This window comes from Georgenia daeguensis, from assembly GCF_039537705.1.
GTDB lineage: Bacteria > Actinomycetota > Actinomycetes > Actinomycetales > Actinomycetaceae > Georgenia > Georgenia daeguensis.
The window spans coordinates 99687-121487 of the sequence record NZ_BAABBA010000014.1; the positions used below are offsets into that span (position 1 = coordinate 99687).

25 protein-coding genes are annotated in these 21801 nt (G+C 73.6%); 3 read left to right on the plus strand and 22 right to left on the minus strand.

Translation table 11 applies throughout. The annotated features are described in order from the left end of the window. Positions 1-208 precede the first annotated feature (208 nt). On the plus strand, positions 209-1405 hold the full coding sequence (locus tag ABD774_RS14210) for a coiled-coil domain-containing protein (protein WP_345042419.1): 1197 nt from the start codon (positions 209-211) through the stop codon (positions 1403-1405). A 43-nt stretch (positions 1406-1448) separates the two neighbouring features. Here the strand turns inward: ABD774_RS14210 and ABD774_RS14215 are convergent, their stop codons facing one another. Beyond that, positions 1449-1940, minus strand: coding sequence for a GNAT family N-acetyltransferase (locus tag ABD774_RS14215; protein WP_345042421.1), 492 nt, complete (start codon positions 1938-1940; stop codon positions 1449-1451). Between the two features lie 63 nt (positions 1941-2003). Here ABD774_RS14215 and ABD774_RS14220 point away from each other — a divergent pair, with 63 nt between their 5' ends. Then, positions 2004-2417 (plus strand): hypothetical protein, encoded by a 414-nt coding sequence (locus ABD774_RS14220; RefSeq protein ID WP_345042424.1) that lies wholly within the window; start codon positions 2004-2006, stop codon positions 2415-2417. 3 nt (positions 2418-2420) lie between these two features. On the opposite strand, the gene ABD774_RS14225 is transcribed toward ABD774_RS14220, so the two are convergent. The 17 genes from ABD774_RS14225 to ABD774_RS14305 all read right to left on the minus strand — a co-directional run bounded on the left by ABD774_RS14225 (position 2421) and on the right by ABD774_RS14305 (position 17256). Next, the gene (locus ABD774_RS14225; protein ID WP_345042426.1) at positions 2421-3233 is read right to left on the minus strand and encodes an alpha/beta fold hydrolase; all 813 of its coding nucleotides are present in this window, start codon (positions 3231-3233) and stop codon (positions 2421-2423) included. Positions 3234-3300: 67 nt separating this feature from the next. Beyond that, on the minus strand, positions 3301-3612 hold the full coding sequence (locus tag ABD774_RS14230; protein ID WP_345042428.1) for a hypothetical protein: 312 nt from the start codon (positions 3610-3612) through the stop codon (positions 3301-3303). Between the two features lie 44 nt (positions 3613-3656). After that, positions 3657-5117: a GH1 family beta-glucosidase gene (locus tag ABD774_RS14235; RefSeq protein ID WP_345042430.1), complete on the minus strand. Its 1461-nt coding sequence runs from the start codon at positions 5115-5117 to the stop codon at positions 3657-3659. After that, entirely contained in the window at positions 5114-6313 is a 1200-nt protein-coding gene (locus tag ABD774_RS14240; RefSeq protein WP_345042433.1) for an N-acetylglucosamine-6-phosphate deacetylase, read from the minus strand. Before ABD774_RS14240 ends, ABD774_RS14235 begins: the two co-directional genes overlap by 4 nt. 69 nt (positions 6314-6382) lie before the next feature. Beyond that, on the minus strand, positions 6383-7078 hold the full coding sequence (gene nucS, locus ABD774_RS14245) for an endonuclease NucS (RefSeq protein ID WP_345042435.1): 696 nt from the start codon (positions 7076-7078) through the stop codon (positions 6383-6385). A gap of 47 nt (positions 7079-7125) precedes the next feature. Next, positions 7126-7512 (minus strand): DUF2550 family protein, encoded by a 387-nt coding sequence (locus ABD774_RS14250; protein WP_345042437.1) that lies wholly within the window; start codon positions 7510-7512, stop codon positions 7126-7128. Between the two features lie 39 nt (positions 7513-7551). Beyond that, positions 7552-7821: a F0F1 ATP synthase subunit epsilon gene (locus ABD774_RS14255; protein WP_345042490.1), complete on the minus strand. Its 270-nt coding sequence runs from the start codon at positions 7819-7821 to the stop codon at positions 7552-7554. Positions 7822-7856: 35 nt separating this feature from the next. After that, positions 7857-9323 carry a F0F1 ATP synthase subunit beta gene (gene atpD, locus ABD774_RS14260; RefSeq protein ID WP_345042439.1) on the minus strand — a complete coding sequence of 489 codons (1467 nt, stop codon included), beginning with the start codon at positions 9321-9323 and terminating at the stop codon, positions 7857-7859. A 40-nt stretch (positions 9324-9363) separates the two neighbouring features. Next, positions 9364-10260, minus strand: coding sequence for a F0F1 ATP synthase subunit gamma (locus ABD774_RS14265; protein WP_345042441.1), 897 nt, complete (start codon positions 10258-10260; stop codon positions 9364-9366). Between the two features lies 1 nt (position 10261). Continuing rightward, the gene (gene atpA / locus ABD774_RS14270; RefSeq protein WP_345042443.1) at positions 10262-11902 is read right to left on the minus strand and encodes a F0F1 ATP synthase subunit alpha; all 1641 of its coding nucleotides are present in this window, start codon (positions 11900-11902) and stop codon (positions 10262-10264) included. 72 nt (positions 11903-11974) lie between these two features. Beyond that, positions 11975-12790, minus strand: coding sequence for a F0F1 ATP synthase subunit delta (locus ABD774_RS14275; protein WP_345042446.1), 816 nt, complete (start codon positions 12788-12790; stop codon positions 11975-11977). Continuing rightward, on the minus strand, positions 12790-13353 hold the full coding sequence (locus ABD774_RS14280) for a F0F1 ATP synthase subunit B (RefSeq protein ID WP_345042448.1): 564 nt from the start codon (positions 13351-13353) through the stop codon (positions 12790-12792). Before ABD774_RS14280 ends, ABD774_RS14275 begins: the two co-directional genes overlap by 1 nt. Beyond that, complete coding sequence (gene atpE / locus ABD774_RS14285; RefSeq protein WP_211338682.1) at positions 13353-13562, minus strand: ATP synthase F0 subunit C; 210 nt, start codon at positions 13560-13562, stop codon at positions 13353-13355. The genes ABD774_RS14280 and atpE overlap by 1 nt, the downstream gene beginning before the upstream one ends. 101 nt (positions 13563-13663) lie before the next feature. After that, a complete protein-coding gene (atpB, locus tag ABD774_RS14290) occupies positions 13664-14479 on the minus strand; it encodes a F0F1 ATP synthase subunit A (RefSeq protein ID WP_345042456.1) in 816 nt (271 codons plus the stop codon). 184 nt (positions 14480-14663) lie between these two features. After that, positions 14664-15134 carry a Cg1360 family ATP-synthase-associated protein gene (locus tag ABD774_RS14295; RefSeq protein WP_345042458.1) on the minus strand — a complete coding sequence of 157 codons (471 nt, stop codon included), beginning with the start codon at positions 15132-15134 and terminating at the stop codon, positions 14664-14666. Next, positions 15131-16543 (minus strand): MraY family glycosyltransferase, encoded by a 1413-nt coding sequence (locus ABD774_RS14300; RefSeq protein ID WP_345042461.1) that lies wholly within the window; start codon positions 16541-16543, stop codon positions 15131-15133. Before ABD774_RS14300 ends, ABD774_RS14295 begins: the two co-directional genes overlap by 4 nt. After that, positions 16540-17256 (minus strand): L-threonylcarbamoyladenylate synthase, encoded by a 717-nt coding sequence (locus ABD774_RS14305; RefSeq protein ID WP_345042463.1) that lies wholly within the window; start codon positions 17254-17256, stop codon positions 16540-16542. Before ABD774_RS14305 ends, ABD774_RS14300 begins: the two co-directional genes overlap by 4 nt. Before the next feature lie 53 nt (positions 17257-17309). Here ABD774_RS14305 and ABD774_RS14310 point away from each other — a divergent pair, with 53 nt between their 5' ends. Continuing rightward, complete coding sequence (locus ABD774_RS14310) at positions 17310-17732, plus strand: VanZ family protein (protein WP_345042465.1); 423 nt, start codon at positions 17310-17312, stop codon at positions 17730-17732. Here the strand turns inward: ABD774_RS14310 and prmC are convergent. From prmC to rho, 4 genes are all read right to left on the minus strand, one after another. Next, complete coding sequence (gene prmC / locus ABD774_RS14315) at positions 17677-18534, minus strand: peptide chain release factor N(5)-glutamine methyltransferase (protein WP_345042468.1); 858 nt, start codon at positions 18532-18534, stop codon at positions 17677-17679. The genes ABD774_RS14310 and prmC overlap by 56 nt on opposite strands. Then, the gene (prfA, locus tag ABD774_RS14320) at positions 18531-19628 is read right to left on the minus strand and encodes a peptide chain release factor 1 (protein ID WP_345042470.1); all 1098 of its coding nucleotides are present in this window, start codon (positions 19626-19628) and stop codon (positions 18531-18533) included. The genes prmC and prfA overlap by 4 nt, the downstream gene beginning before the upstream one ends. A gap of 106 nt (positions 19629-19734) precedes the next feature. Beyond that, positions 19735-19944 (minus strand): 50S ribosomal protein L31, encoded by a 210-nt coding sequence (gene rpmE, locus ABD774_RS14325; RefSeq protein WP_248259353.1) that lies wholly within the window; start codon positions 19942-19944, stop codon positions 19735-19737. A gap of 180 nt (positions 19945-20124) precedes the next feature. Beyond that, positions 20125-21663, minus strand: a complete 1539-nt coding sequence (rho, locus tag ABD774_RS14330; RefSeq protein WP_345042474.1) for a transcription termination factor Rho — start codon at positions 21661-21663, stop codon at positions 20125-20127. Between the last annotated feature and the right edge of the window lie 138 nt (positions 21664-21801).

Consider the following 21801-nt stretch of genomic DNA (forward strand, 5'->3'; position numbering starts at 1 on the left):
CGGCGCACCCACCCCCGACGCTCACGCAGGTGCTCTGGATCACAATGCCACCCCCGCCCCGGCCCTGCACCGCTTCGGCCCCGGGCAGCGCCGCCCCGCCCCGCCGTCGGGCGGTTTCGCCCGGTTCACCCGGACCACCCCGAGCCTCCTCCCCCCGGCCCCGGCTACCGTGGACGGCGGCACCGGTGACGAGGGGAAGGGCGGCAGCATGCAGGAGCCCCGGACGAACGAGGACCGGCCGGCGTTCCCGGTCGTCATGCGCGGGTACGACCGCGCACAGGTGGACCAGCGGCTCCACGTCCTGGAGTCGGCACTGGCCGAGGCCCGGCGGGAGGTCGCCACGCTCGACTCCCGGCTGCTGAAGCTCTCCGGGGAGCTCTCCGAGGCGCAGCAGCGCCTGAAGGAGACGGAACGCCCCACCTACGCCGGGCTCGGCTCGCGGGTCGAGCAGCTGCTGCGGTCCGCGGAGGAGCAGGCGCTCGACGTCGTCACCCGCGCCAACGCCGACGCCGAGCGCACCCTGACCCGGTCCGCCCAGGCGGCTCGGGCGCTGACCGAGCGCGCGGAGCAGGAGTCGGCCGCGATGCTCGCCGACGCGCGGCGCGAGGCCGACCAGCTCGCCGGAGGCTCGCGGGCGACGGCGCAGACCACGCTGGACAACGCCCGCCGCCGCGCCGAGGAGATGGTGGGCGCCGCCCAGCGGGAGGCGGCACGACTCAAGGCGGCCGTCGAGGCCGAGGTCAACGAGCGGCGCGCGGGGCTCGACCGTGAGCTGGGCCTGAAGCAGGCGCTCGCCGAGAAGGAGGTCGCCGAGCTGCGGGCGCGGGCACAGACGGAGAGCTCGCAGCTGCGCGCGGCCGCCGAGCAGGAGGCCACCCAGGCGCACAACGCGGCCGTGGCGCGCGCGGCCGCCGTCGTCGGCGACGCCGAGGCACGGGCCGTGGACGCGGAACGACGCCTCGCCGAGGCGCTCGACCGCACCGAGCGCGCGCTGACGGAGGCCGACGCCGCGGCCCGCACCCGGTTGACGGAGGCCGACGCCGAGGCGACCCGGACCCTTGCTGAGGCCCGGGCGGAGGCACGGCGCCTCCGCGAGGAGGCCGAGGAGGCCGCCGAGGCGGCCCGGACCACGGCCCAGCGGCAGGTCGAGGAGCTCACGCGCCAGCGTGAGTCCATCGCGGTGTACATCGAGGAGATGAGGGGTCTGCTCGCGGTGCGCGAACCGGAGGCGCCGGCGTCGGCCGCGACGCCACCCCCGGCCCAGGCGCCGCCCACCCACACACCGCCGGCCCAGACACCGCCTGCGCCGGTTCCACCCGCGCCGGCCCCGCCCGCGCAAGCCTCACGCGGGCAGGCCCCGCGCGGGCCGGCGCCACGGACGAAGACGCCGCCCCCGCCGGGTTAGACCTCCCGCAGCGGGGTGACAACGCCCGCAGGGGGTGCGGGAGTCAGCGGAGCATCCGCACCTCGGTGAGGGCGCCGCCCGCCGCCACGGCGCGCCGCTCGCCGTCGAGCTCGAACCCGTGGTGCCGGTAGAACCCCTGGGCGCGGGCGTTGTCCTGCTCCACCCACAGCTGGCACGGCGCGTCGCCGATCGCCAGCTGCAGCAGGTGGGTGCCCGTCCGGCGCCCCTGCTCCTCGGCCAGGACGTAGAGCAGGCGCAGCTCGAGCGGCCGGACGTGCCCGGCACCGGGCGCGACCGCCTGCGCGAACCCCACGGCCTCGCCGTCGCGCTGCGCCAGCCAGGTGGTCGGCCCGTTGGGGTCCGAGAGCGCCTGCTCCCACTCGGCCGGCCCTCTCGCGGCCCGCTCGGCGTACACGTCGTCGGGCACCTTGGCGCCGTACGTCTCGTGCCAGCACCTCAGGTGCACGGCCGCGATCGCCGGCGCGTCGAGGACGTTGGCGGGACGGATGCGGGCGGAGGGGAGCGTGCTCGGCATGGGCCCAGGGTAGGCCGTGCCCGGCGATGCGCCCGACCGGCGTCACGGCCCTACCGTGGGGGCATGGACGAGTGGGGGCGACGACGCCGCGAGGCAGCCGAGGACCGTGCCGCGCTGCTCGAGCGGCGCCGGCGGGCCGAGCACGCCCGGGCCGGGGAGATGCTCCGTACCTTCGTCGCGGCCGCCGGACGGGCCGCGCTGGCGCCCGAGCGGCTGCGGGTGCAGAGCTACGACGGCCGGACCACCGCACGCACCGGGCTGAGCGGCTGGTACCTGCGCGGCGACCGGACCGTCGCCGTCGGGACGGACGGCCGCTTCTACGTGCTCACCGCGCGGCTCACGCCGCTGGACCGGCTCCGCGGCACGACAGTGCCGCCGGCGGACCCGCCGCTGGTCATCGGCGCGGGCGGCAAGGACGGCGACTCGCTCGCCCTGGCCGCCGCGCTGACCCGGCTGCTCCCGGGCTGGGACGACTGACGCTCAGGGACGCCGGCACCGCTCGTGCAGGCGGCGAAGCGCGGCGGCGACCTCGTGCGGCTGCTCCACCGCGCTGAGGTGCCCGGCGCGCGGCACGACGACGAGCTCGACGTCCCGCAGCGCCGCCGCCATGGCCTCGGCGTCCTCCTGCGAGCTCTGGGCGTCCTCGGCGCCGCGCAGGACCAGGGCCGGCACCTCGAGCCGCTCGAGCGCCGCCAGCCGGTCGGGCCGCGTCGCCATGGCGCGCTGGGCCCAGGCGATGCCCGACGGCGGAGCCTCGGCCAGCCAGGCGCGAACCTTCTCCACGACGTCGGGCCGCTCCGCGTGCGACGTGGCCCCGAGCACCTGGTCGAGCATCGGCGCGACCGCACGGGCCCCCATGGGGCCCGCCGCCTGCTCGGCGACGTGCGTGCGGTGGGCGCGCACGGTGTCGGAGTCCGCCGCCGCCCGGGTGTCCAGCAGGCCGATGCCGGCGAGCAGCTCTGCGTGACGCTCGGCGAGCGCGAGGGCGGCGTACCCGCCCATCGAGAGCCCCGCGACCACCGCCCGGTCCACCCCGGCGTCCCGCAGCGTGAGCGCCACGGCGTCCGCGTACGAGGACAGGGACGGCTTCAGCGGCCGGCCCAGGCTCTCGGCGAGCTCCCGCGGCGAGGGCGAGTCGCCGAACCCCGCGGCGTCCAGGGTGAGAACGGGGAGGTCGCCGAGATCGGCGACGACGTCGTCCCACATGCGTCGGTCGAGCGGGAAGGCGTGCAGGAGGACGAGGGGCATCGGGTCGTCGGGGCCGTGTCGCGTCAGCGACAGCCGTGCGCTCATGCCAGGAGCATGTCACGCGGACCGGACCTTCGCAGGCCGCACCGGTCCGAATGTCACGCGGGCGCCCTCAGCGCGACGGACGGCGCCGGTCCCGGGCCCGCCAGCACGCCGTGTGCCAGTGCCGCCGGTCGTCCAGCGCGGCCTGCGCGCCGAGCAGATGCTCCGTGCGCCAGGCGACCATGTGCGGGGTGCCCGGCGGGATGAGCTGGTCGCAGCCGGGGCACCGGTAGGCCTTGTCCGAACCCCGGACGGCACGCACCGTGTAGTCCTCGCCGTCCGGACCGCGCTGGGTCTGCGGGACGCCGCGCAGCCGGTCCGGGTCGAGGGGCACGTGCCCCTCGCCGTACGGGCGGCGGCGGGAGCGGCGGGAGGACGGCACCGCTGAATTCTCTCAGGCCTCGGACTCTCTCAGGCGTCGGACTCTCAGGCGTCCGACCGACCCGCCGTGGGCGCCAGGCCGGCCGGCTCCCCGTCGGGCGGCGCGGGCAGCTCGCCGGTGGCCGCGACCTGCGCGTACCAGCGTGCCGAGTCCTTCGGCGTGCGCACCTGGGTGTCGTAGTCGACCCGGACGATCCCGAACCGCTTGGCGTACCCGTAGGCCCACTCGAAGTTGTCCAGCAGCGACCACACGAAGTAGCCGCGCACGTCGGCGCCGTCCTCGACGGCCCGGGCCACGGCGTCGAGGTGACGGTGCAGGTAGTCGATCCGGTCGGCGTCGTGGACCTGCCCGTCCTCGGCGACGGCGTCGGGGAACGCGGCGCCGTTCTCGGTGACCATCAGGGGCAGGCCCTCGTGAGCGTTGTCGAGCGCGGTGAGAAGCTCGTAGAGGCCCTCGGGCTCGATGTTCCAGCCCATGTCGGTGAGCGGGCCCGCCGGGTCGAGGAACTCGACCCGGTCCAGCGCCACCCAGGGGCTCGCCGCCCCCGCGCCGTGGCCGCCCGTGCCGCCAGCCGGCGCGCCCGCCTCGCGCCGGCGCACGTAGTTGGTCGAGTAGTAGTTGACGCCGAGCACGTCGAGGCGCTGGCGGATCAGCGTCAGGTCCCCGGGGCGCACGAAGGACCAGTCGGTCAGGTGCGCGGTCAGCTGCCGCAGCTCGACGGGGTAGGTGCCCTCCAGGAGCGGGCCGAGGAAGATGTGGTTGCCGACGAGGTCCACCTCGTGCGCGGCCTCGAGGTCCGCGGGCCGCTCGGGGTCGGCAGGGCGGGTGACGTGGAGGTTGAGCGTGATCGAGACGTTCGCCTCCTCACCGAGCTCGTCACGGATCGCCCGCGCGGCCAGCCCGTGCGCGAGGTTGAGGTGGTGCGCGGCGGCGAGGGCGGCGGCCGGCTCGGTGCGGCCGGGCGCGTGGACCCCGGACGCGTACCCGAGGTAGGCCGAGCACCACGGCTCGTTCAGCGTGGTCCACACCTCGACCCGGTCGCCGAGCTCGCGAGCGACGGCGCGGGCGTAGTCGGCGAAGGCGTACGCCGTCTCGCGGTTGGCCCAGCCGCCGGCGTCCTCGAGCTCCTGCGGCAGGTCCCAGTGGTAGAGCGTGACCACCGGGTTGATCCCGGCGTCGAGCAGGGCGTCGACGAGGTCGCGGTAGAAGGCGACGCCCTCGGGGTTGAGCTCGCCGCGGCCGCCGGGCTGGACCCGCGGCCACGAGATCGAGAGCCGGTAGGCGTCCAGCCCGAGCTCGGACATCAGCGCGACGTCCTCGCGCCAGCGGTGGTAGTGGTCCGCTGCGACGTCGCCGGTGTCCCCTCCGTGCGTGCGGCCCGGCGTGCGGGAGAAGGTGTCCCAGATGGACGGCCCGCGGCCGCCCTCGGAGGCGGCGCCCTCGATCTGGTAGGCCGCGGTCGCGGCGCCCCACACGAAGGACTCGGGGAACTGGCGGGGGCTCATACGGTGACCTCCTGGCCGTGGCGGACGACGCGAAGCGGACGCAGCCCGGCGTCCGTGACGATCAGGTCGGCGCGGCGGCCGGCCTCGAGGGCGCCGACACCGGCGTCGCCGAGGACGCGGGCCGGGCCGGTGGACGCCATGTAGACGGCGTCGACGAGGGGGACGCCGCCGGCCACGGTGGTCCGGACGACGTCGAGCAGGTGCGCGGTGCCCCCGGCGATGGACTCGCCGACGGTCAGCCGGGCCACTCCCCCGGCGACCGTCACGTCCTGAGAGCCGAGCCGGTAGGCGCCGTCCGGCATGCCCGCGGCCGCCATCGCGTCGGTGACCAGCACGATGCCGTCCCGGCCGACGAGCTCGTAGACCTCGCGGACCAGCTCGGGGTGGAGATGGGTGCCGTCGGCGATGAGCTCGACGACGGCGTCGCCCCGGCGGGCGGCGGCGAGGAACTCCCCGATCGGGCCGGGGTCGCGATGGTGCAGCGGGTGCATGCCGTTGAACAGGTGCGTGACGGTGGCGCGGGCGGAGCGCGGGCCGTCGGCGGCGCCGAGCAGGGCCGCGCCGGCCTCGAGGGCGGCGCGCGTGTCCCCCGGGCCGGCGTCGGTGTGCCCCCACGAGGGCAGCGCGCCGCCGGCGACGAGGGCCGCGGCGACGCCGTCCCGGTTCCCGGCGTGCTCCGGCGCGACCGTCATGGTGACCACGTGCCCGCCGCCCAGCTCGAGCAGCTGCGTCGTGAGCGCGGGGTCGGGCTCGATGATGAGCGCCGGGTCCTGCGCGCCGCAGCGCACGACCGAGAGGAAGGGCCCCTCGAGGTGGACGCCGGCGATCTCCCCGGCGTCGGCGAGGCCGGCGAGCAGCGCCACCCGGCTCCGCAGCGTCTCCGGCGCGGCCGTCACGAGCGAGGCGACGAGGGACGTCGTGCCGTGCCGCCGGTGCTCGTGGACGGCGCGCAGCGCGTCGCCGGGCGTCTCGGCGTCGGGGAAGGAGGCGCCGCCGCCGCCGTGGCAGTGCAGATCGACCAGGCCCGGCAGGACGAGGCGCCCGTCGTCGGCGGGAGGACCGGACGGCGGGGCGCCCGGCACCTCGGCGGCGGGGCCGACCCAGCGGATCGTGGCCCCCTCGAGGACGACTGCGCCGTCGTCGATCACGCCCCGCGGCGTGACCACACGGCCCCGTACGACCGACTCGCTCGTCATGACCCCATCCAACACCTCGGAGGCGGTCGGTCCCGAATCCGGCGGGAGCGGCGCACGGCGCGGCCGCGCTCAGAAGAGGCGCGACTCCACGTCGTCGAGCCCGCGCATGGCGTCGTAGTCGAGCACGACGCAGCGGATGTCGCGGTCCGTGGCCAGCACGCGGGCCTGCGGCTTGATCTCCTGCGCCGCGAACACGCCCCGCACGGGCGCCAGGAGCGGGTCGCGGTTGAGCAGCTCGAGATAGCGGGTCAGCTGCTCGACGCCGTCGATGTCGCCGCGGCGCTTGATCTCCACGGCCACCGAGACCCCGGACGGGTCCTTCGCCATGATGTCCACGGGCCCGATCGCCGTCGGGTACTCGCGCCGCACGAGCTGGTGCCCGGGGCCCAGCAGGTCGATCTGCTCCGCCAGCAGCTTCTGTAGGTGCGCCTCCACGCCGTCCTTGACGAGCCCGGGGTCGACACCGAGCTCGACCGAGTGGTCCGCGACGATCTCGAAGATGCGCACCACGAGACGGTCGTCGCTCTTGACGTTCTGGACCGTCCACACCTCACGCACGCCCTCGTCGGCGTCCTGGCCCTCGGGCTCGGCGACGACGAGCTTGCAGGGCGGGCTCATCCAGTTCAGCGGCTTGTAGGAGCCGCCGTCGGAGTGCACCAGGACCGACCCGTCGGCCTTGACCATGAGGAGGCGGGTGGCCACGGGCAGGTGGGCGTCGAGACGCCCGGAGTAGTCCACGGAGCAGCTGGCGATGACGACGCGCAAACGGGCACTGCCTTCCTTCTGATGACGATGTGCGGGTGGCGCCGGCCTCAGACGAGGGGCTCACCGCGGGGCGGGGCGGACTCGAGCCAGCTCACCAGCCCGGCGAGCGACCCGCGCCGCATGGCGAGGTCGAACTCCTCCCCCTGGGAGCAGCACCGGATCTCGGTGACCTGGTCACGGCCGCCGGCGGCGCGGTGCGTGCGCTCGCGCACCTCCAGGTCCTCCCGCGCGAAGGTCCGGGTGGGGCGCAGGGAGAGCGAGACCAGGCGGTACCAGTCCACCCGTCCCACACCGAAGACGGCGATGCCGCTGGTCCAGTCGCGCCGCCCGACCGGGCGCAGGGCGCACTCGAAGGACCCGATGCGGCGCCCCAGCCGGCGCACCCGTACCGCGAAGAGCACGAGCACCACGAGCGCGACGAGGGCGAGAACCACCAAGGCTGCCCCGGCCGTCCCCGCCCACGTCAATGCGATCTACCGGTCGTTCTCGGCGCCCGTACGGGCAGGCTCCAGCACCACGGTCACGGCGTCCTCGTCCACGGAGACGAACCCGCCCGAGTAGACCTCGATCTCGACGACGGAGCCGGTCGTGGGCGTGATGCGCACCTTGCCGGGGCGCAGGACGGCGAGCACCGGCTGGCGGCCCGGGAGGATCCCCAGGTCGCCGTTCGCGGCCGGGACGACCACGCTGGTCGACTCGCCGCTCCACAGCGCGGCGGTCGTCGAGACGACGTCCACATTCATCGCCACAGTGGCGACCTCCTCGTAGGTGGTGAGCGTCAGCGCAGCTCGGACTGGATCTTCGACCAGGCGCGCTCGAGGTCCTCGAGGCCGCCGATGTTGAAGAAGGCCTGCTCCGGGACGTGGTCGAACTCGCCGTCGGCGATCTTCTTGAACGCCTCGACCGTCTCGCTCACCGGCACGGTCGAGCCGGAGACACCGGTGAACTTCTCGGCCATGTAGGTGTTCTGCGAGAGGAACTGCTCGATGCGCCGGGCCCGTGCGACGGTGACCTTGTCCTCCTCGGACAGCTCGTCGACGCCGAGGATCGCGATGATGTCCTGCAGCTCCTTGTTCTTCTGCAGGATCGACTTCACGCGGGTCGCCACGTCGTAGTGCTCCTGGCCCACGTACTGCGGGTCGAGGATGCGCGAGGTGGAGGCCAGCGGGTCCACCGCCGGGTAGAGACCGCGCGAGGCGATGTCACGCGAGAGCTCGGTCGTGGCGTCCAGGTGGGCGAACGTCGTGGCCGGCGCGGGGTCCGTGTAGTCGTCGGCGGGCACGTAGATCGCCTGGAGCGACGTGATGGAGTGGCCGCGTACGGAGGTGATGCGCTCCTGGAGCTGGCCCATCTCGTCGGCGAGGTTCGGCTGGTAGCCCACCGCGGAGGGCATGCGGCCCAGCAGCGTGGAGACCTCGGAGCCGGCCTGCGTGAAGCGGAAGATGTTGTCGATGAACAGCAGCACGTCCTGCTTCTGCACGTCGCGGAAGTACTCCGCCATCGTCAGGGCGGACAGCGCCACACGCAGACGCACGCCCGGCGGCTCGTCCATCTGGCCGAACACCAGCGCGGTCTTGTCGAAGACGCCGGCCTCCTCCATCTCGACGATGAGGTCGTTGCCCTCACGGGTGCGCTCGCCGACGCCGGCGAACACCGACACACCGCCGTGGTCCTGCGCCACGCGCTGGATCATCTCCTGGATGAGGACCGTCTTGCCGACGCCCGCACCGCCGAAGAGGCCGATCTTCCCGCCCTGGACGTACGGGGTCAGGAGGTCGATGACCTTGATGCCCGTCTCGAACATCGTGGTGCGCGACTCGAGCTGGTCGAAGTTCGGCGGCTCGCGGTGGATGGGCCAGCGCTCGGTGATCTCGAGCTGCTCGCCCTCCTTGAGGTTGAGGACCTCACCGGTCACGTTGAAGACGTGGCCCTTGGTGACGTCGCCGACGGGGACGGAGATCGGGGCGCCGGTGTCGACGACCTTGCCGCCGCGGACCAGGCCGTCGGTCGGCTTGAGCGCGATGGCCCGGACGAGGTTGTCGCCGAGGTGCTGCGCGACCTCGAGCGTCATGGTGGAGGTACCGCCCGCCTCCTCACCGAGGGAGACCTCGGTGGTGAGCGCGTTGTACATGTTCGGGATGGCGTCCGCCGGGAACTCGATGTCCACGACGGGGCCGGTCACGCGGGAGATCCGGCCCGTGCTGGACCCGCCGGTCCTCGCCGATTCGGTGGCAGTGGCAGTCATTTCTTCGTTCCTTCGCTTGTCCCCGGTCGGGTGGATGGGCTCACCGGCTCGACGCGAGCGCGTCGGCACCGGAGACGATCTCGGTGATCTCAGAGGTGATGTCGGCCTGACGGGCCGTGTTCGCCAGCCGCGTGTAGTCGCGGATGAGGTCCTCGGCGTTGTCCGTGGCCGTGTGCATGGCCTGCTGGCGCGCCGCCAGCTCGGAGGCGGCCGCCTGCAGCAGCTGGGAGTGGATGCGCCGGCGCACGTACATCGGCAGCAGCGCGTCGAGCACCTCGTCGGGGCTCGGCTCGAACTCGTACAGGGGCAGCGGCTGCTGCCCGGCGGGCGTGACGCCCTCGACGACCTCCAGCGGCAGCATCCGGCGCACCTCGGGCACCTGGGACACCATCGAGACGAACCGCGTGAACACCACGTGCACCTCGCTGACCCCGCCCTCCTCGGCGGGGGCGAGGAAGGCGCTCAGCAGCGAGTCGGCGATCTCGCCGGCCCGGTCCGCCGTCGGCGAGTCCGAGCCGCCGGTCCAGGACCGCACGACCTCGCGCCCGCGGAACCGGAAGTACCCCTCGCCGCGGCGGCCGGTCACGTACAGCACCGGCTCCTTGCCCTGCTCCTCGAGCTCCTCGAGGAGGCGCTCGGTGGCGCGCAGCACCGTGGCGGAGTACGCCCCGGCCATGCCGCGGTCGGACGTCACGGCCAGCACGGCCACGCGCTTGGTGTCCGCGCGCCCGGAGATGAGCGGGTGGTCCAGGTTCGCGTGCGCCGAGACGGCCGAGACAGCCCGGATCAGCGCGCGCGTGTACGGGTCCGCGCCCTGGGCCGCCTTCCGCGCCTTGCTGATGCGGGAGGCCGCGATCAGCTCCATGGCCCGGAACATCTTCTTCAGGGTCTGGGTGGCCCTGATCTTCTGCTTGTAGACCCTCTGCTCGCCCGCCACGTCAGCCTCGCTTCGCGCTGACGATCTGCTCCTGCGAACGCTCCGCCTCGACCTCGTCCACGTCCAGCTCGGGCTCGGCGCCGAGCGGGTTGCCCTCGGCGTCGAGGAAGCCCTTGCGGAACTCCTCGATGCCGGAGCGCAGCGCGTCCTCGGTGTCGGACTCGAGCTTGCCGGACTCGGCGATGGTGCTCAGCACGGCGGTGTTGCGGCGCAGGTGGTCCAGCAGCTCAGCCTCGAACCGGGAGACGTCCTGGACGTCGACGTCGTCGAGGTAGCCGTTGGTGCCGGCCCAGATCGAGGCGACCTGGTCCTCCACGGGGTACGGCGTGTACTGCGGCTGCTTGAGCAGCTCCATGAGGCGCTCGCCGCGGGTGAGCTGCTGCCGCGTCGTCGGGTCCAGGTCGGAGGCGAACATCGCGAACGCCGCCATGGACCGGTACTGGGCGAGGGTGATCTTCAGCGTGCCGGAGACCTTCTTCATCGCCTTGATCTGGGCGTCACCGCCGACGCGCGAGACGGAGATACCGACGTCGACGGCGGGGCGCTGGTTGGCGTTGAAGAGGTCCGACTGCAGGAAGATCTGCCCGTCGGTGATCGAGATGACGTTGGTCGGGATGTAGGCCGAGACGTCGTTGGCCTTGGTCTCGATCAGCGGCAGACCCGTCATCGAACCGGCGCCGAGCTCGTCGGAGAGCTTGGCGCAGCGCTCGAGCAGGCGGGAGTGCAGGTAGAACACGTCGCCCGGGTACGCCTCGCGGCCCGGCGGGCGGCGCAGCAGCAGGGAGACGGCGCGGTAGGCCTCGGCCTGCTTGGACAGGTCGTCGAAGACGATGAGGACGTGCTTGCCCTGGTACATCCAGTGCTGGCCGATGGCCGAGCCGGTGTAGGGGGCGATGTACTTGAAGCCGGCCGGGTCGGAGGCGGGGGCGGCGACGATCGTCGTGTACTCCAGGGCGCCGGCACGCTCGAGGGTGCCGCGCACGGAGGCGATGGTCGAGCCCTTCTGCCCGACGGCGACGTAGATGCAGCGCACCTGCTTCGCCGGGTCGCCGGAGTCCCAGTTGGCCTTCTGGTTGAGGATCGTGTCGATGGCCAGGGCCGTCTTGCCGGTCTGGCGGTCGCCGATGATCAGCTGACGCTGCCCGCGCCCGATCGGGATCATCGAGTCGATGGCCTTCAGGCCGGTCTGCAGCGGCTCGTGCACCGACTTGCGCGCCATGACGCCGGGCGCCTGGAGCTCGAGGGCGCGCCGGCCCTCGACGCCGCCGATCTCGCCCAGCCCGTCGAGCGGCTGGCCCAGCGGGTCGACCACGCGGCCGAGGTAGCCCTCGCCGACCGGCACGGAGAGCACCTCGCCCGTGCGGCGCACCTCCTGCCCCTCCTCGATGCCGGTGAAGTCACCGAGGATGACGACGCCGATCTCGCGGACGTCGAGGTTCATCGCCAGGCCGAGAGTGCCGTCCTGGAATCGCAGCAGCTCGTTGGCCATCGCGCCGGGCAGGCCCTCGACCTGGGCGATACCGTCGGCCGTCAGCGTGACGTGGCCGACCTCTTCGCTCACCGCCTGGGTGGGTTCGTAGGAACTCACGAAGCTGTCCAGCGCAGCCCGGATCTCCTCGGGCCGGATCGTCAGCTCAGCCATCTGCTCTTCCTTCGTTCTGTGTGACCGCTGGGGCGCGGTCGGTGCTACATGTCAGTGAGTATCGGTGGGCGCTCAGCCCGCGAGCCGTCGCTTGGCGTCTGCCAGGCGGGAGGCCAGGGTTGCGTCGACGACCGCGTCGCCGACCTGGATGCGCAGGCCGCCGACCACGTCCGGGTCGAGGGCCACGTGCACCTGCACGGCCCGGCCGTGCTGCCTCTCCAGGATGCGCGTCAGCCGCTCGATCTGCGACCCCGTCAGCGGTACCGCGGAGGTGACCGAGGCGACCAGTCGCTCACGGCGTGCCGCCGCCTGGTCGGCCAGCGAGCGCAGCAGCGCCGGCAGCGTGTGCCCCCGCGGGTGCGCGGCGGCCCTGACGGCCAGCGCGGCCGTCTCGGGCGCGACCTTGCCGGCCAGCACCCGCTCCATCAGCTCGCCGCGACGCTCGGCAGCGGTCTCGTGGTCCGTGAGCGCGAGCCGCAGCTCGCGCTGGTCCACGAGGATGCGCTCGAGACGGTAGGTCTCCGCCTCGACCTCCTCGATCCGGCCGGCCTGCTCGGCCGCCGCCAGGATCGAGTCCGCAGCCAGGATCTCGATGGCGTCGGCGAGGTCGCGCGGCTCGGACCAGCGCTCGCGCACCAGCCCGGACACGAGGTCCACGACCTCGGCGTCGACCTTGCCGGTCAGCACGTCCCGCGTCAGCCCGGCGCGGTCCTCGCCGGGCCGGGACGGCTCGGTGAGGGCACGGCGCAGCGCCGCGGAACCGTCGAGCACGTCGACGACGCCGAAGAGCTGGTCACCGAGCGCCTGCGCACGTGCTCCGACCTGGCGCAGCACCGGCTCCCAGCGCTCCCGCGCCTGCTCCAGAGCTGCCTGGCTGCTCGCCCGCATCACGCCTCCCGGCGGGCCGTGGCCCGGTCGGCCGGCTGGGCCTCGAGCTCGTCGAGGAACCGGTCGATCACACGGGACTGCAGGGCGTGGTCGCTGACCGACTCGCCGACGATCCGGGAGGCGAGCTCGGTGGCCAGCAGACCGACGTCGGTGCGCAGGGAGATCTGGGCGGCCTGACGGTCGGCCTCGATCTGACGCGCGGCGCTCTCGGTGACGCGGTCGGCCTCGACCTGAGCCTTGCCACGGGCCTCGGCGACGATCGCCTTGCCCTCCTCCTGCGCCTTCTCCCGCACCTCGGCGGCGTCACGCCGCGCCTGGGCGAGCTCGGCGGCGATCCGCTCCTCGGCGTCGGCCGCGGCCTGCTGGGCGCGCTCGGCCTGCTGCAGGCCGGTCTCGATCTTCTCCGCACGCTCGTCGAGCATCGACGTCAGGCGCGGCACCGCGTACTTCACCAGGAAGAACGCGATGATCGCGAGGCAGACCAGCGACCAGATGATGTCGTAGCTGGCAGGCAGGAGCGGGTTCTGGGTCACCTCCGCCCGCACGAGGGCCGTGGACTGCATCAGAACACGAAGCCTGCGGCGAGGCCGATCAGACCGAGGGCCTCGACCAGGGCCATACCGATGAACATGTTGATGCGGAGCGGGCCGGCCAGCTCGGGCTGGCGCGCCACGGCCTCCTGCGTCTTGCCGACCAGGATGCCCATGCCGATGCCGGGGCCGATGGTGGCGAGACCGTAGCCGATGGTCGCGATGTCTCCGGTGATCTCCATGCGGAGGTCTTCCTTCCTGTGTGGCGTTCCGGGTTGGTCCCGGTACGTCGTGGGTGTTGTTCGGCGGTGGGCGCTGGGGCCCGGCCGCCGACCTTCGTTTACTAGTGGGACTCGACGGACAGCTGGATGTAGACCGCGGTGAGCACGGTGAAGACGTACGCCTGGAGGACCGCCACGAAGATCTCGAAGAGCGTGAACGCGAAGCCGGCAGCAAGGGTGCCGAGGCCGGCGATGGTCAGCCCGGCGCTGCTCGCCTCGAAGAAGAGGTAGTTCGTCGCCGCGAAGCACAGCACGAGCAGCAGGTGCCCGGCGAGCATGTTGGCCAGGAGACGGACGGTGAGCGTGGCGGGCCGGATGATGAACGTCGAGAGGAACTCGATCGGCGTCAGGATGATGTAGATCGGCCACGGCACGCCCGGCGGGAAGAGCTGGGACTTCAGGAAGTGCCCCCCGCCCTGGGCCCGGACGCCGGCCACGATGAACGTGACGTAGGACAGCAGCGCGAACACCAGGGGCAGACCGATGACGGACGAGCCGGCGATGTTCAGGAACGGGATGATGCCCGTGATGTTCATGAACAGGACGCCGAAGAAGATCACCACGAGCACCGGGGTGTACCTGCGCCCGATCTCACGGCCGAGCGACTCCTCGGCGATGCCCTTGCGCACGAAGTCGACGGCCATCTCGCCCATGGACTGCGCACGCCCGGGGACGAGCCGGACCTTGCGGGCGGCGAGCCAGAAGAAGAGGACGAGCATCGCGGTGGCGATGAGCCGCACCAGCGTGATCCGGTTGAACTCAAAGATCGTCCCCTCGAAGAGGACGGCCGGGGGGAAGAAGTCGGCGAGCGTGGGTCCGTGGAACCCGCTCCCCTCCTCGGCGGCGAGCACGACGGCGGAGGTGCTGGACGTCAGCATCGGTGCGGCAGACAGTGTGTCCCCCTGGTGGCTCGGGTCGGGCACGGGTGCGTCCCCCGGGCACGTCCGACGACGGACCGTGTGCTGGGAACGAGGACGAGCCTAACGCATCGGATGGAGTGCTCCGCACACCGTCTCAGGAGCCGCCGGGCGCTCCGGGGCGGTGCTGGGCCTGCCGGACCGGTCAGTCGCGGGCGGCGCCGTCGTCGGGGGCCGGGCCGGGACGCCCCGACAGGTCGACGGTCGGCACGCGGGCACGCAGCACCGCGGCCATCTCGATACCCAGCGACCCGACGATGGCCAGCACGAGGACGAGGAAGAAGACCCCGGGCGAGTAGAAGTCCTTGCCCCGCACCAGCAGGAGGATGACGAGGAGGAGCACCATCTTGACCAGCCACCCGCCGACGCCGGCGGCGGTGGCCAGCGGAAGCGGCTTGTCGGCGGTGATCATCATCGTCACCACGGTGCCGACCATGAAGAGTGCGGCGATGCCCGCCCCCATGAGCGCGCCCCAGACGCCGGGGGTGCCCGCGACGAGGTAGCCGACGGCGGACCCGAGCACCGCTAGCCCGGCCACGAGGATGCCGAGCCGCCGCAGGATCAGCGCGTACATGTTCCGGGTGGCCCGGCCGGTCTCGTTCGGGGTCTCGCTCATCCTCGGGGTTCCTCCTCGGTGCGCCGGTCGGTCCCGGACTGTGTCGATGTGGCCGCGGTGGGGGGCGTCGCGCCCGACGTGGTGCGGCGCCAGGGCGGCCGAGCGGGCGGGCCGCCGGCCGTGAGCGACGGGACGGCGGCCGGCGCCGCGGGAGCCGACGCCCCGTGAGCCGGCGCCGCGGGAGCCGACGCCGTGGCCGACGGTGCCGGGGCGGACACCGCGGCCCGCGTCACCGCGGCAGACGCCACGGGAGCCTGCGCCGTCGGGGATGCCGACGGGGCTGGAGCCGGCGCGTCGTCCCCCGCCCGCCGGGACCGGCGGTCCCGCAGGCCGGGCAGCTGCGTCACCGTGATGGCGACCGCCACGGCCACGGCCGCCGCCGTGCCGATGGCGACCTCCCCGGGGCTGTAGACGGCGAGGGCCACGGCGCTGAAGGAGATGACCGCCGCCCACAGGTACATGATGAGCACCGCCCGGCGGTGGCTGTGCCCGAGGTCGAGCAGCCGGTGGTGCAGGTGCATCCGGTCGGGGTGGAACGGCGAGTGCCCGGCACGCACCCGGCGCAGCACGGCCAGCGTCATGTCCAGCAGCGGCACGAGGAGCACGGCGACCGGCAGCAGGATGGGCACGTAGGCCGGCAGTACCTGCGAGCTGCTCACCGTGGCGGGGTCGATCTGCCCGGTGACGACGATCGCGGCGGCCGCCACGGTCAGCCCCAGGAGCATGGCGCCGGAGTCGCCCATGAAGATCTTGGCGGGGTGGAAGTTGTGCGGGAGGAAGCCCACGCACACCCCCACCACCGCGGCGATGACGGCGGTCGCCAGGTTGGCGTAGTTGCCGGGCGAGGCGTCGCGCGTGAGCAGGTAGGTGTACACGAAGAACGCGCCGGCGCCGATGGCGATCATCCCGGCGGCGAGACCGTCAAGCCCGTCGACGAAGTTCACCGCGTTGATGGCGACGACGACCACGAGGATCGTCGCGAAGAGCGAGAGGCGCGACGAGCCGATCGTCAGCCCGAAGATCGGGAAGGTGATGAGCTGGACGCCCTGCCAGGCCATGAAGCCGGCGGCGAGGACCTGGCCGACCAGCTTGGTCATCCAGTCCAGGTCCCAGATGTCGTCCGCGACGCCGAGGAGGCAGACGAGCGTCGCGCCGCCGAGGATCGCCCACATCGTGGAGGTCTCGAAGAACACCTCGTGCAGGAACGGCACCTGTGAGCCGACGAGCAGCGCGGCGGCCATCCCCACGAGCATCGCGACCCCGCCCAGCCGGGGCGTGGGGACGGTGTGCACGTCCCGTGCCCGCACCGGCGTCAGCGCCCGGGTCGCCAGGGCGACGCGGCGGACCAGCGGTGTGGCGAGGAAGGTGACCGCCGCCGCGGTCAGCAGGACGAGGAGGTAGACCCTCACGGCGGGCCGTCACCGTCCGGCGGCTCGGCGCCCTCCGGCCCGGCGCCGGCCGTGGGGGCGGGCGGCTCCGCCGGGGCCTCCGCCAGCTCGGGGGCGACGGCGGCCAGCTCCTCCCGGCTCAGGGCGCCCTGGCGCAGGATCGTCAGGCGTTCCGCCGTCGCGTCCACGATGGTCGAGGCCACCCCGCCGCCCGCACGGCCGGCGTCGAGGTAGACGGCGACGTCGTCGCCGAAGTAGCCCAGCGCCTGCGCGGCGGTGGTGGCAGCCGGCTGCCCGGTGAGGTTCGCGCTGGAGACGGCCAGCGGCCCCGTCCGCCGCAGGAGGGCCAGGGCGGTCTCGTCCGCGGGCATGCGCAGCGCGACGGTGCCGTCGGTGTCGCCGAGGTCCCAGGCGAGCGACGGCTGGGCGAGGCAGATGATCGTGAGCGGACCGGGCCAGAACTTCGCGACGAGGTCGCGGACCACGTCCGGGACCTCGGTGGCGAGCCCGTCCAGCGTGCCCGCGTTGCCGACGAGCACCGGCGGCGGCTGCTGGCGGCCGCGGCCCTTGGCGGCGAGCAGCGCGGCGACGGCGCGGGCGTCGAAGGCGTCCGCGGCGATGCCGTAGACGGTGTCGGTGGGAATCACGGCGAGGGCGCCGCGGCCGAGGGCGTTGACGGCCTCGTCCAGCCCCGCGCTGCGCCCCTCGGGGTCCTGGCAGTCGTACACACTCACGCGCACGAGTCTGTCACGGCGGCGGCGGCAGGCGTGACATCCTGTCCGGTGACATGAGCCCCACCGCATGCCGACGCACCCGTCTCCTCGTCCTGGCCGCGGCGGTGGTGGTCCAGCTCGTGGTGCTCTACGTCCCGCGCGTGCCCGACGTCGGTGCGGTCGCCGTGCCCGGCGGGGACAAGATAGTCCACGCCGCGGTGTTCGGAGCCGTCACCCTCGCCGGGCTCCGGGCCGGCCTCTCCCCCGCCGTCGTCGTGGCCTTCGGGGTGGCGCACGCGGGCGTGAGCGAGCTGCTCCAGCACACGGTGCTGCCGGCCCGCAGCGGGGACCCGTTCGACGTGCTCGCCGACCTGGCCGGGGTCGCCGTCGGCGCCCTGGTGGCGTCGTGGCTCGCCGGGCGCGGGAGCCGGCCCGCCGGCGTCACGGGCGGCGCGCCCGGACGTAGCGGTCGCGGCCGGTCAGGTCCTCCCCGGTAGCGACGTCGACCAGCCCGGCGGCCGCGGCGATCTCCCGGACGGCGGCGGACTGGACCTCGGCGTGCTCCATGACGAACGTCCCGCCGGGTCGCAGCAGCCGCGCCGCGGAGGCGACGACGGCGCGGGGCACGTCGAGCCCGTCGGGGCCGCCACCGTAGAGCGCCAGGTCGGGGTCGTGCTCGCGCACCTCGACGTCCACCGGCACCTGGTCGGGCGGGATGTACGGGGGGTTGGAGACGACGACGTCGACCGTGCCGTCCAGCTCCGGCAGCGCCGTCGCCGCGTCACCGGCGACGAGGCGGACGTCGGGGGCGAGCGCGTCGACGTTGCGCCGGGCGAGGGCCAGCGCGTCGGGCGAGAGCTCGACGGCGATCACCTGCGAGCCGGGGACCTCCGTGGCGACGGCGAGCGCGATGGCCCCCGAGCCGGTGCACAGGTCGACGACGACGGGCGCGTGCCCGCGCACCGCGCGCGCCGCCTCGACCGCCGCGCCGGCGACGACCTCGGTCTCCGGGCGGGCGACGAACGCGCCCGGCGCGGCCTCGAGCGTCAGGTGGCGGAACGCCATGGTCCCGGTCAGGTGCTGGAGCGGGACGCGACTGCTGCGGCCCCGGACCAGGTCCGCGTAGCGGGCGAGCAGCTCGGGGGTGACGTCGGGGGCGAGCACCAGCGGGGTGCCGAGGAGGTGCTCGGCGAGGAGGCGGGCGTCCACGGCCGGCGACGGCACCCCCGCCTCGGCGAGGATCGCGGTGGCGCCCGCCACGGCCTGGCGCCACGTCGGGGCGGGGCGGAACTCGCTCACGCGCGGCCGGAGGCCGCGGCCGCGAGCCGGGCGGCCTCGTCCATCTCGACGGCCGAGGCGATGACCGGGCCGAGGTCGCCGTCGAGCACGTGGTCCAGGTTGTACGCCTTGTACCCCGTACGGTGGTCGGCGATGCGGTTCTCGGGGAAGTTGTAGGTGCGGATGCGCTCGGAGCGGTCGACGGTGCGCACCTGGGAGCGGCGCTGCTCGGAGGCCGCGGCCTCCGCCTCCTCCTGCCGTGCGGCCAGCAGCCGCGCGCGCAGCACGCGCATGGCCTGCTCGCGGTTCTGCAGCTGAGACTTCTCGTTCTGCATCGAGACCACGATGCCGGTCGGCACGTGGGTGATGCGCACGGCGGAGTCGGTGGTGTTCACGGACTGCCCGCCGGGTCCGGAGGACCGGTAGACGTCGATGCGCAGGTCGTTCGCGTCGATCTCGACCTCGCCCGGGTCGTCCACCTCGGGCAGCACGAGCACCCCGGCGGCGGAGGTGTGGATGCGGCCCTGGGACTCGGTGACCGGCACCCGCTGCACGCGGTGCACCCCGCCCTCGTACTTCAGGTGCGCCCAGACGCCGTCGGAGGGATCCTGCGGGACGCCCCTGGCCTTGATGGCGACCGAGACGTCCTTGTAGCCGCCGAGGTCGGACTCGGTGGCGCTGATGATCTGCGCCGACCAGCCCTGGCGCTCGGCGTAACGCAGGTACATGCGCACCAGGTCGCCGGCGAAGAGCGCGGACTCCTCCCCGCCCTCCCCCGCCTTGACCTCGAGGATGACGTCGCGGGCGTCGTCGGGGTCGGTCGGCACCAGCACCCGGCGCAGGTCCTCGGCCGCGGACTCGCGCGCGGCCTCGAGGGCGGGGAGCTCCTCGGCGAAGGCCTCGTCGACCTCGGCGAGCTCGCGGCCGGCGGCGAGGTCCCCCTCGGCGGCCTGCCAGGCGCGGAAGGCGTGGACGATGCGGCCCAGCTCGGCGTAGCGGCGCCCGAGCGTGCGGGCGCGGCCCGCGTCGGCGTGGACGGACGGGTCCGCCAGCGCGCGTTCGATCTCGGCGTGCTCGGCCAGCAGCGGCTCGACGGCCGCGAGGTCCTCGCTCATGCCCTTACCTCCGGTGCTCCCCTGCGACGGTCAGTGCGTACGACAACGCCGGCGGGAGCCGCAGAACCATGAGGTCCGCGGCGTCACCGCCGGCGTTGGTGGGGCGCTACTTCTTCTTGCCGTAGCGGGCCTCGAAGCGGGCCACGCGGCCACCGGTGTCGAGGATCTTCTGCTTGCCGGTGTAGAACGGGTGGCAGGCGCTGCACACGTCGGCGTGGATCTCGCCGGACGTCGCGGTGCTGCGGGTGGTGAAGGTGTTCCCACAGGTGCACGTGACCGTGGTCGTCACGTACTCGGGGTGGATGCCCTGCTTCATGAATCTCTCCTGGTTCGTTTGGTGCCCCGGGTCGCACGCTGGTCGCGCACGTGAACCGGAGGCCGACGAGACATTGTGCCAGACGGCACGGCGGTGTCGCTGCCGGTGGTGCAACACCGCGGGCGCCGCCCGTGTTCCCGTGCGGGCGGACGCCTCGCGGTGTGACCAACCTCTCCGGCGTCAGCGGATGGCGAGCTCCGGCTCGTTGGCCGGCGACGGCGTGTTCTTCGCGACGGTCATGAGGAACTCCGCGTTCGAGCCCGTCTCGCGCAGTTTGCCCAGGAGCAGGTCGATCGCCTGCTGCTGGTCGAGCGCGCCCATGACGCGACGCAGCTTCCACACGATCTTGAGCTCCTCGGGAGCCATGAGCAGCTCCTCGCGGCGCGTGCCCGAGGCGTTGACGTCAACGGCCGGGAAGATGCGCTTGTCCGCCAGCTGGCGCGAGAGCCGCAGCTCCATGTTCCCGGTGCCCTTGAACTCCTCGAAGATGACCTCGTCCATCTTCGAGCCGGTCTCCACCAGCGCGGAGGCGAGGATCGTCAGGGAGCCCCCGTTCTCGATGTTGCGCGCGGCGCCGAAGAACTTCTTCGGCGGGTACAGCGCCGAGGCGTCCACGCCGCCGGAGAGGATGCGGCCCGAGGCGGGCGCCGCGAGGTTGTAGGCGCGGGAGAGGCGGGTCAGGGAGTCGAGGAGCACCACGACGTCCTGGCCCAGCTCGACGAGCCGCTTGGCCCGCTCGATCGCCAGCTCGGCCACGATCGTGTGGTCCGACGCGGGGCGGTCGAAGGTCGAGGCGATGACCTCGCCCTTGACCATCCGCTCCATGTCCGTGACCTCCTCGGGGCGCTCGTCGACGAGCACCACCATGAGGTGGACGTGGGGGCTGTTGATGGCGATCGCGTTGGCGATCTGCTGCATGATGATCGTCTTGCCGGCCTTCGGCGGAGCCACGATCAGGCCGCGCTGGCCCTTGCCGATCGGGGCCACGAGGTCGATGACGCGGGGCGTGATCGCCTTCGGCGTGGTCTCCAGGCGCAGCTGCTCCTGGGGGTACAGCGGGGTCAGCTTGGCGAACTCCGGGCGCTTGCGCGCCTGCTCGACGCTCATCCCGTTGACGGTGTCGAGGCGGACCAGGGCGTTGAACTTCTGGCGCTGCCCGGTCTGCTGCTCGCCCTCGCGGGGCTGGCGCACGGCGCCGGTGATCGCGTCGCCGCGGCGCAGGCCGTTCTTCTTGACCTGGCCGAGGGTCACGTAGACGTCGTTGGCGCCGGGCAGGTAGCCGGAGGTGCGCACGAACGCGTAGTTGTCCAGCACGTCGAGGATGCCCGCGACGGGCAGCAGGACGTCGTCCTCGCTGACCTCGACGGGCTCGTCGAAGGCGAAGTCGCTGCCGCGGCCGCCACGCCCCGGGCGCTTGCGGTCCCGGTTGCGGTCGCGGTTGCGGCGGCGCGAGCGGGAGGAGCCGTGCTCGTCCTCGTCGCGGCGGGTGCGTCCGCCCAGGGACTGGTCCTGCTCGCCGTCGTTCTGGCGGCCGCGACGGCGGGCGGCGGCCTCACCGAGGGCGTCGAGGGCGCGGCGCGCACGCTCCTCCTCGCTCTCCCCGCCGTGGTCCGCGCGCGGGGCTCGCTCGGCGAGCTCGCGCTTGAGCGCCTCCTTCGCGTCGTCGTGCGGCGCAACCTCGGGGTCGGTGGTGGCGGGCGCGGCGGTGCCGGCCGGCACCCCGGTGGCGGCGGGGGCCGCCGTCGCGCCGGCGGCGGCGGGGCTGGCGGCTGGGGCGGTGGCACGGCGGGAGGATCGGGCAGGTCGGGCGGATCGGCCAGATCAGGCGGGTCCGGCGGGTCCGGCGGGTCGGGCGGG

Bases quoted from the DNA above. Each gene is read 5' to 3' on its own strand.
- ABD774_RS14210 (WP_345042419.1), top strand. From the start codon at position 209: ATGCAGGAGCCCCGGACGAACGAGGACCGGCCGGCGTTCCCGGTCGTC.
- ABD774_RS14215 (WP_345042421.1), bottom strand. From the start codon at position 1,940: ATGCCGAGCACGCTCCCCTCCGCCCGCATCCGTCCCGCCAACGTCCTC.
- ABD774_RS14220 (WP_345042424.1), top strand. From the start codon at position 2,004: ATGGACGAGTGGGGGCGACGACGCCGCGAGGCAGCCGAGGACCGTGCC.
- ABD774_RS14225 (WP_345042426.1), bottom strand. From the start codon at position 3,233: ATGAGCGCACGGCTGTCGCTGACGCGACACGGCCCCGACGACCCGATG.
- ABD774_RS14235 (WP_345042430.1), bottom strand. From the start codon at position 5,117: ATGAGCCCCCGCCAGTTCCCCGAGTCCTTCGTGTGGGGCGCCGCGACC.
- ABD774_RS14240 (WP_345042433.1), bottom strand. From the start codon at position 6,313: ATGACGAGCGAGTCGGTCGTACGGGGCCGTGTGGTCACGCCGCGGGGC.
- ABD774_RS14255 (WP_345042490.1), bottom strand. From the start codon at position 7,821: ATGAATGTGGACGTCGTCTCGACGACCGCCGCGCTGTGGAGCGGCGAG.
- atpD (WP_345042439.1), bottom strand. From the start codon at position 9,323: ATGACTGCCACTGCCACCGAATCGGCGAGGACCGGCGGGTCCAGCACG.
- atpA (WP_345042443.1), bottom strand. From the start codon at position 11,902: ATGGCTGAGCTGACGATCCGGCCCGAGGAGATCCGGGCTGCGCTGGAC.
- ABD774_RS14275 (WP_345042446.1), bottom strand. From the start codon at position 12,790: ATGCGGGCGAGCAGCCAGGCAGCTCTGGAGCAGGCGCGGGAGCGCTGG.
- ABD774_RS14280 (WP_345042448.1), bottom strand. From the start codon at position 13,353: ATGCAGTCCACGGCCCTCGTGCGGGCGGAGGTGACCCAGAACCCGCTC.
- atpE (WP_211338682.1), bottom strand. From the start codon at position 13,562: ATGGAGATCACCGGAGACATCGCGACCATCGGCTACGGTCTCGCCACC.
- atpB (WP_345042456.1), bottom strand. From the start codon at position 14,479: ATGCTGACGTCCAGCACCTCCGCCGTCGTGCTCGCCGCCGAGGAGGGG.
- ABD774_RS14295 (WP_345042458.1), bottom strand. From the start codon at position 15,134: ATGAGCGAGACCCCGAACGAGACCGGCCGGGCCACCCGGAACATGTAC.
- ABD774_RS14310 (WP_345042465.1), top strand. From the start codon at position 17,310: ATGAGCCCCACCGCATGCCGACGCACCCGTCTCCTCGTCCTGGCCGCG.
- prfA (WP_345042470.1), bottom strand. From the start codon at position 19,628: ATGAGCGAGGACCTCGCGGCCGTCGAGCCGCTGCTGGCCGAGCACGCC.
- rpmE (WP_248259353.1), bottom strand. From the start codon at position 19,944: ATGAAGCAGGGCATCCACCCCGAGTACGTGACGACCACGGTCACGTGC.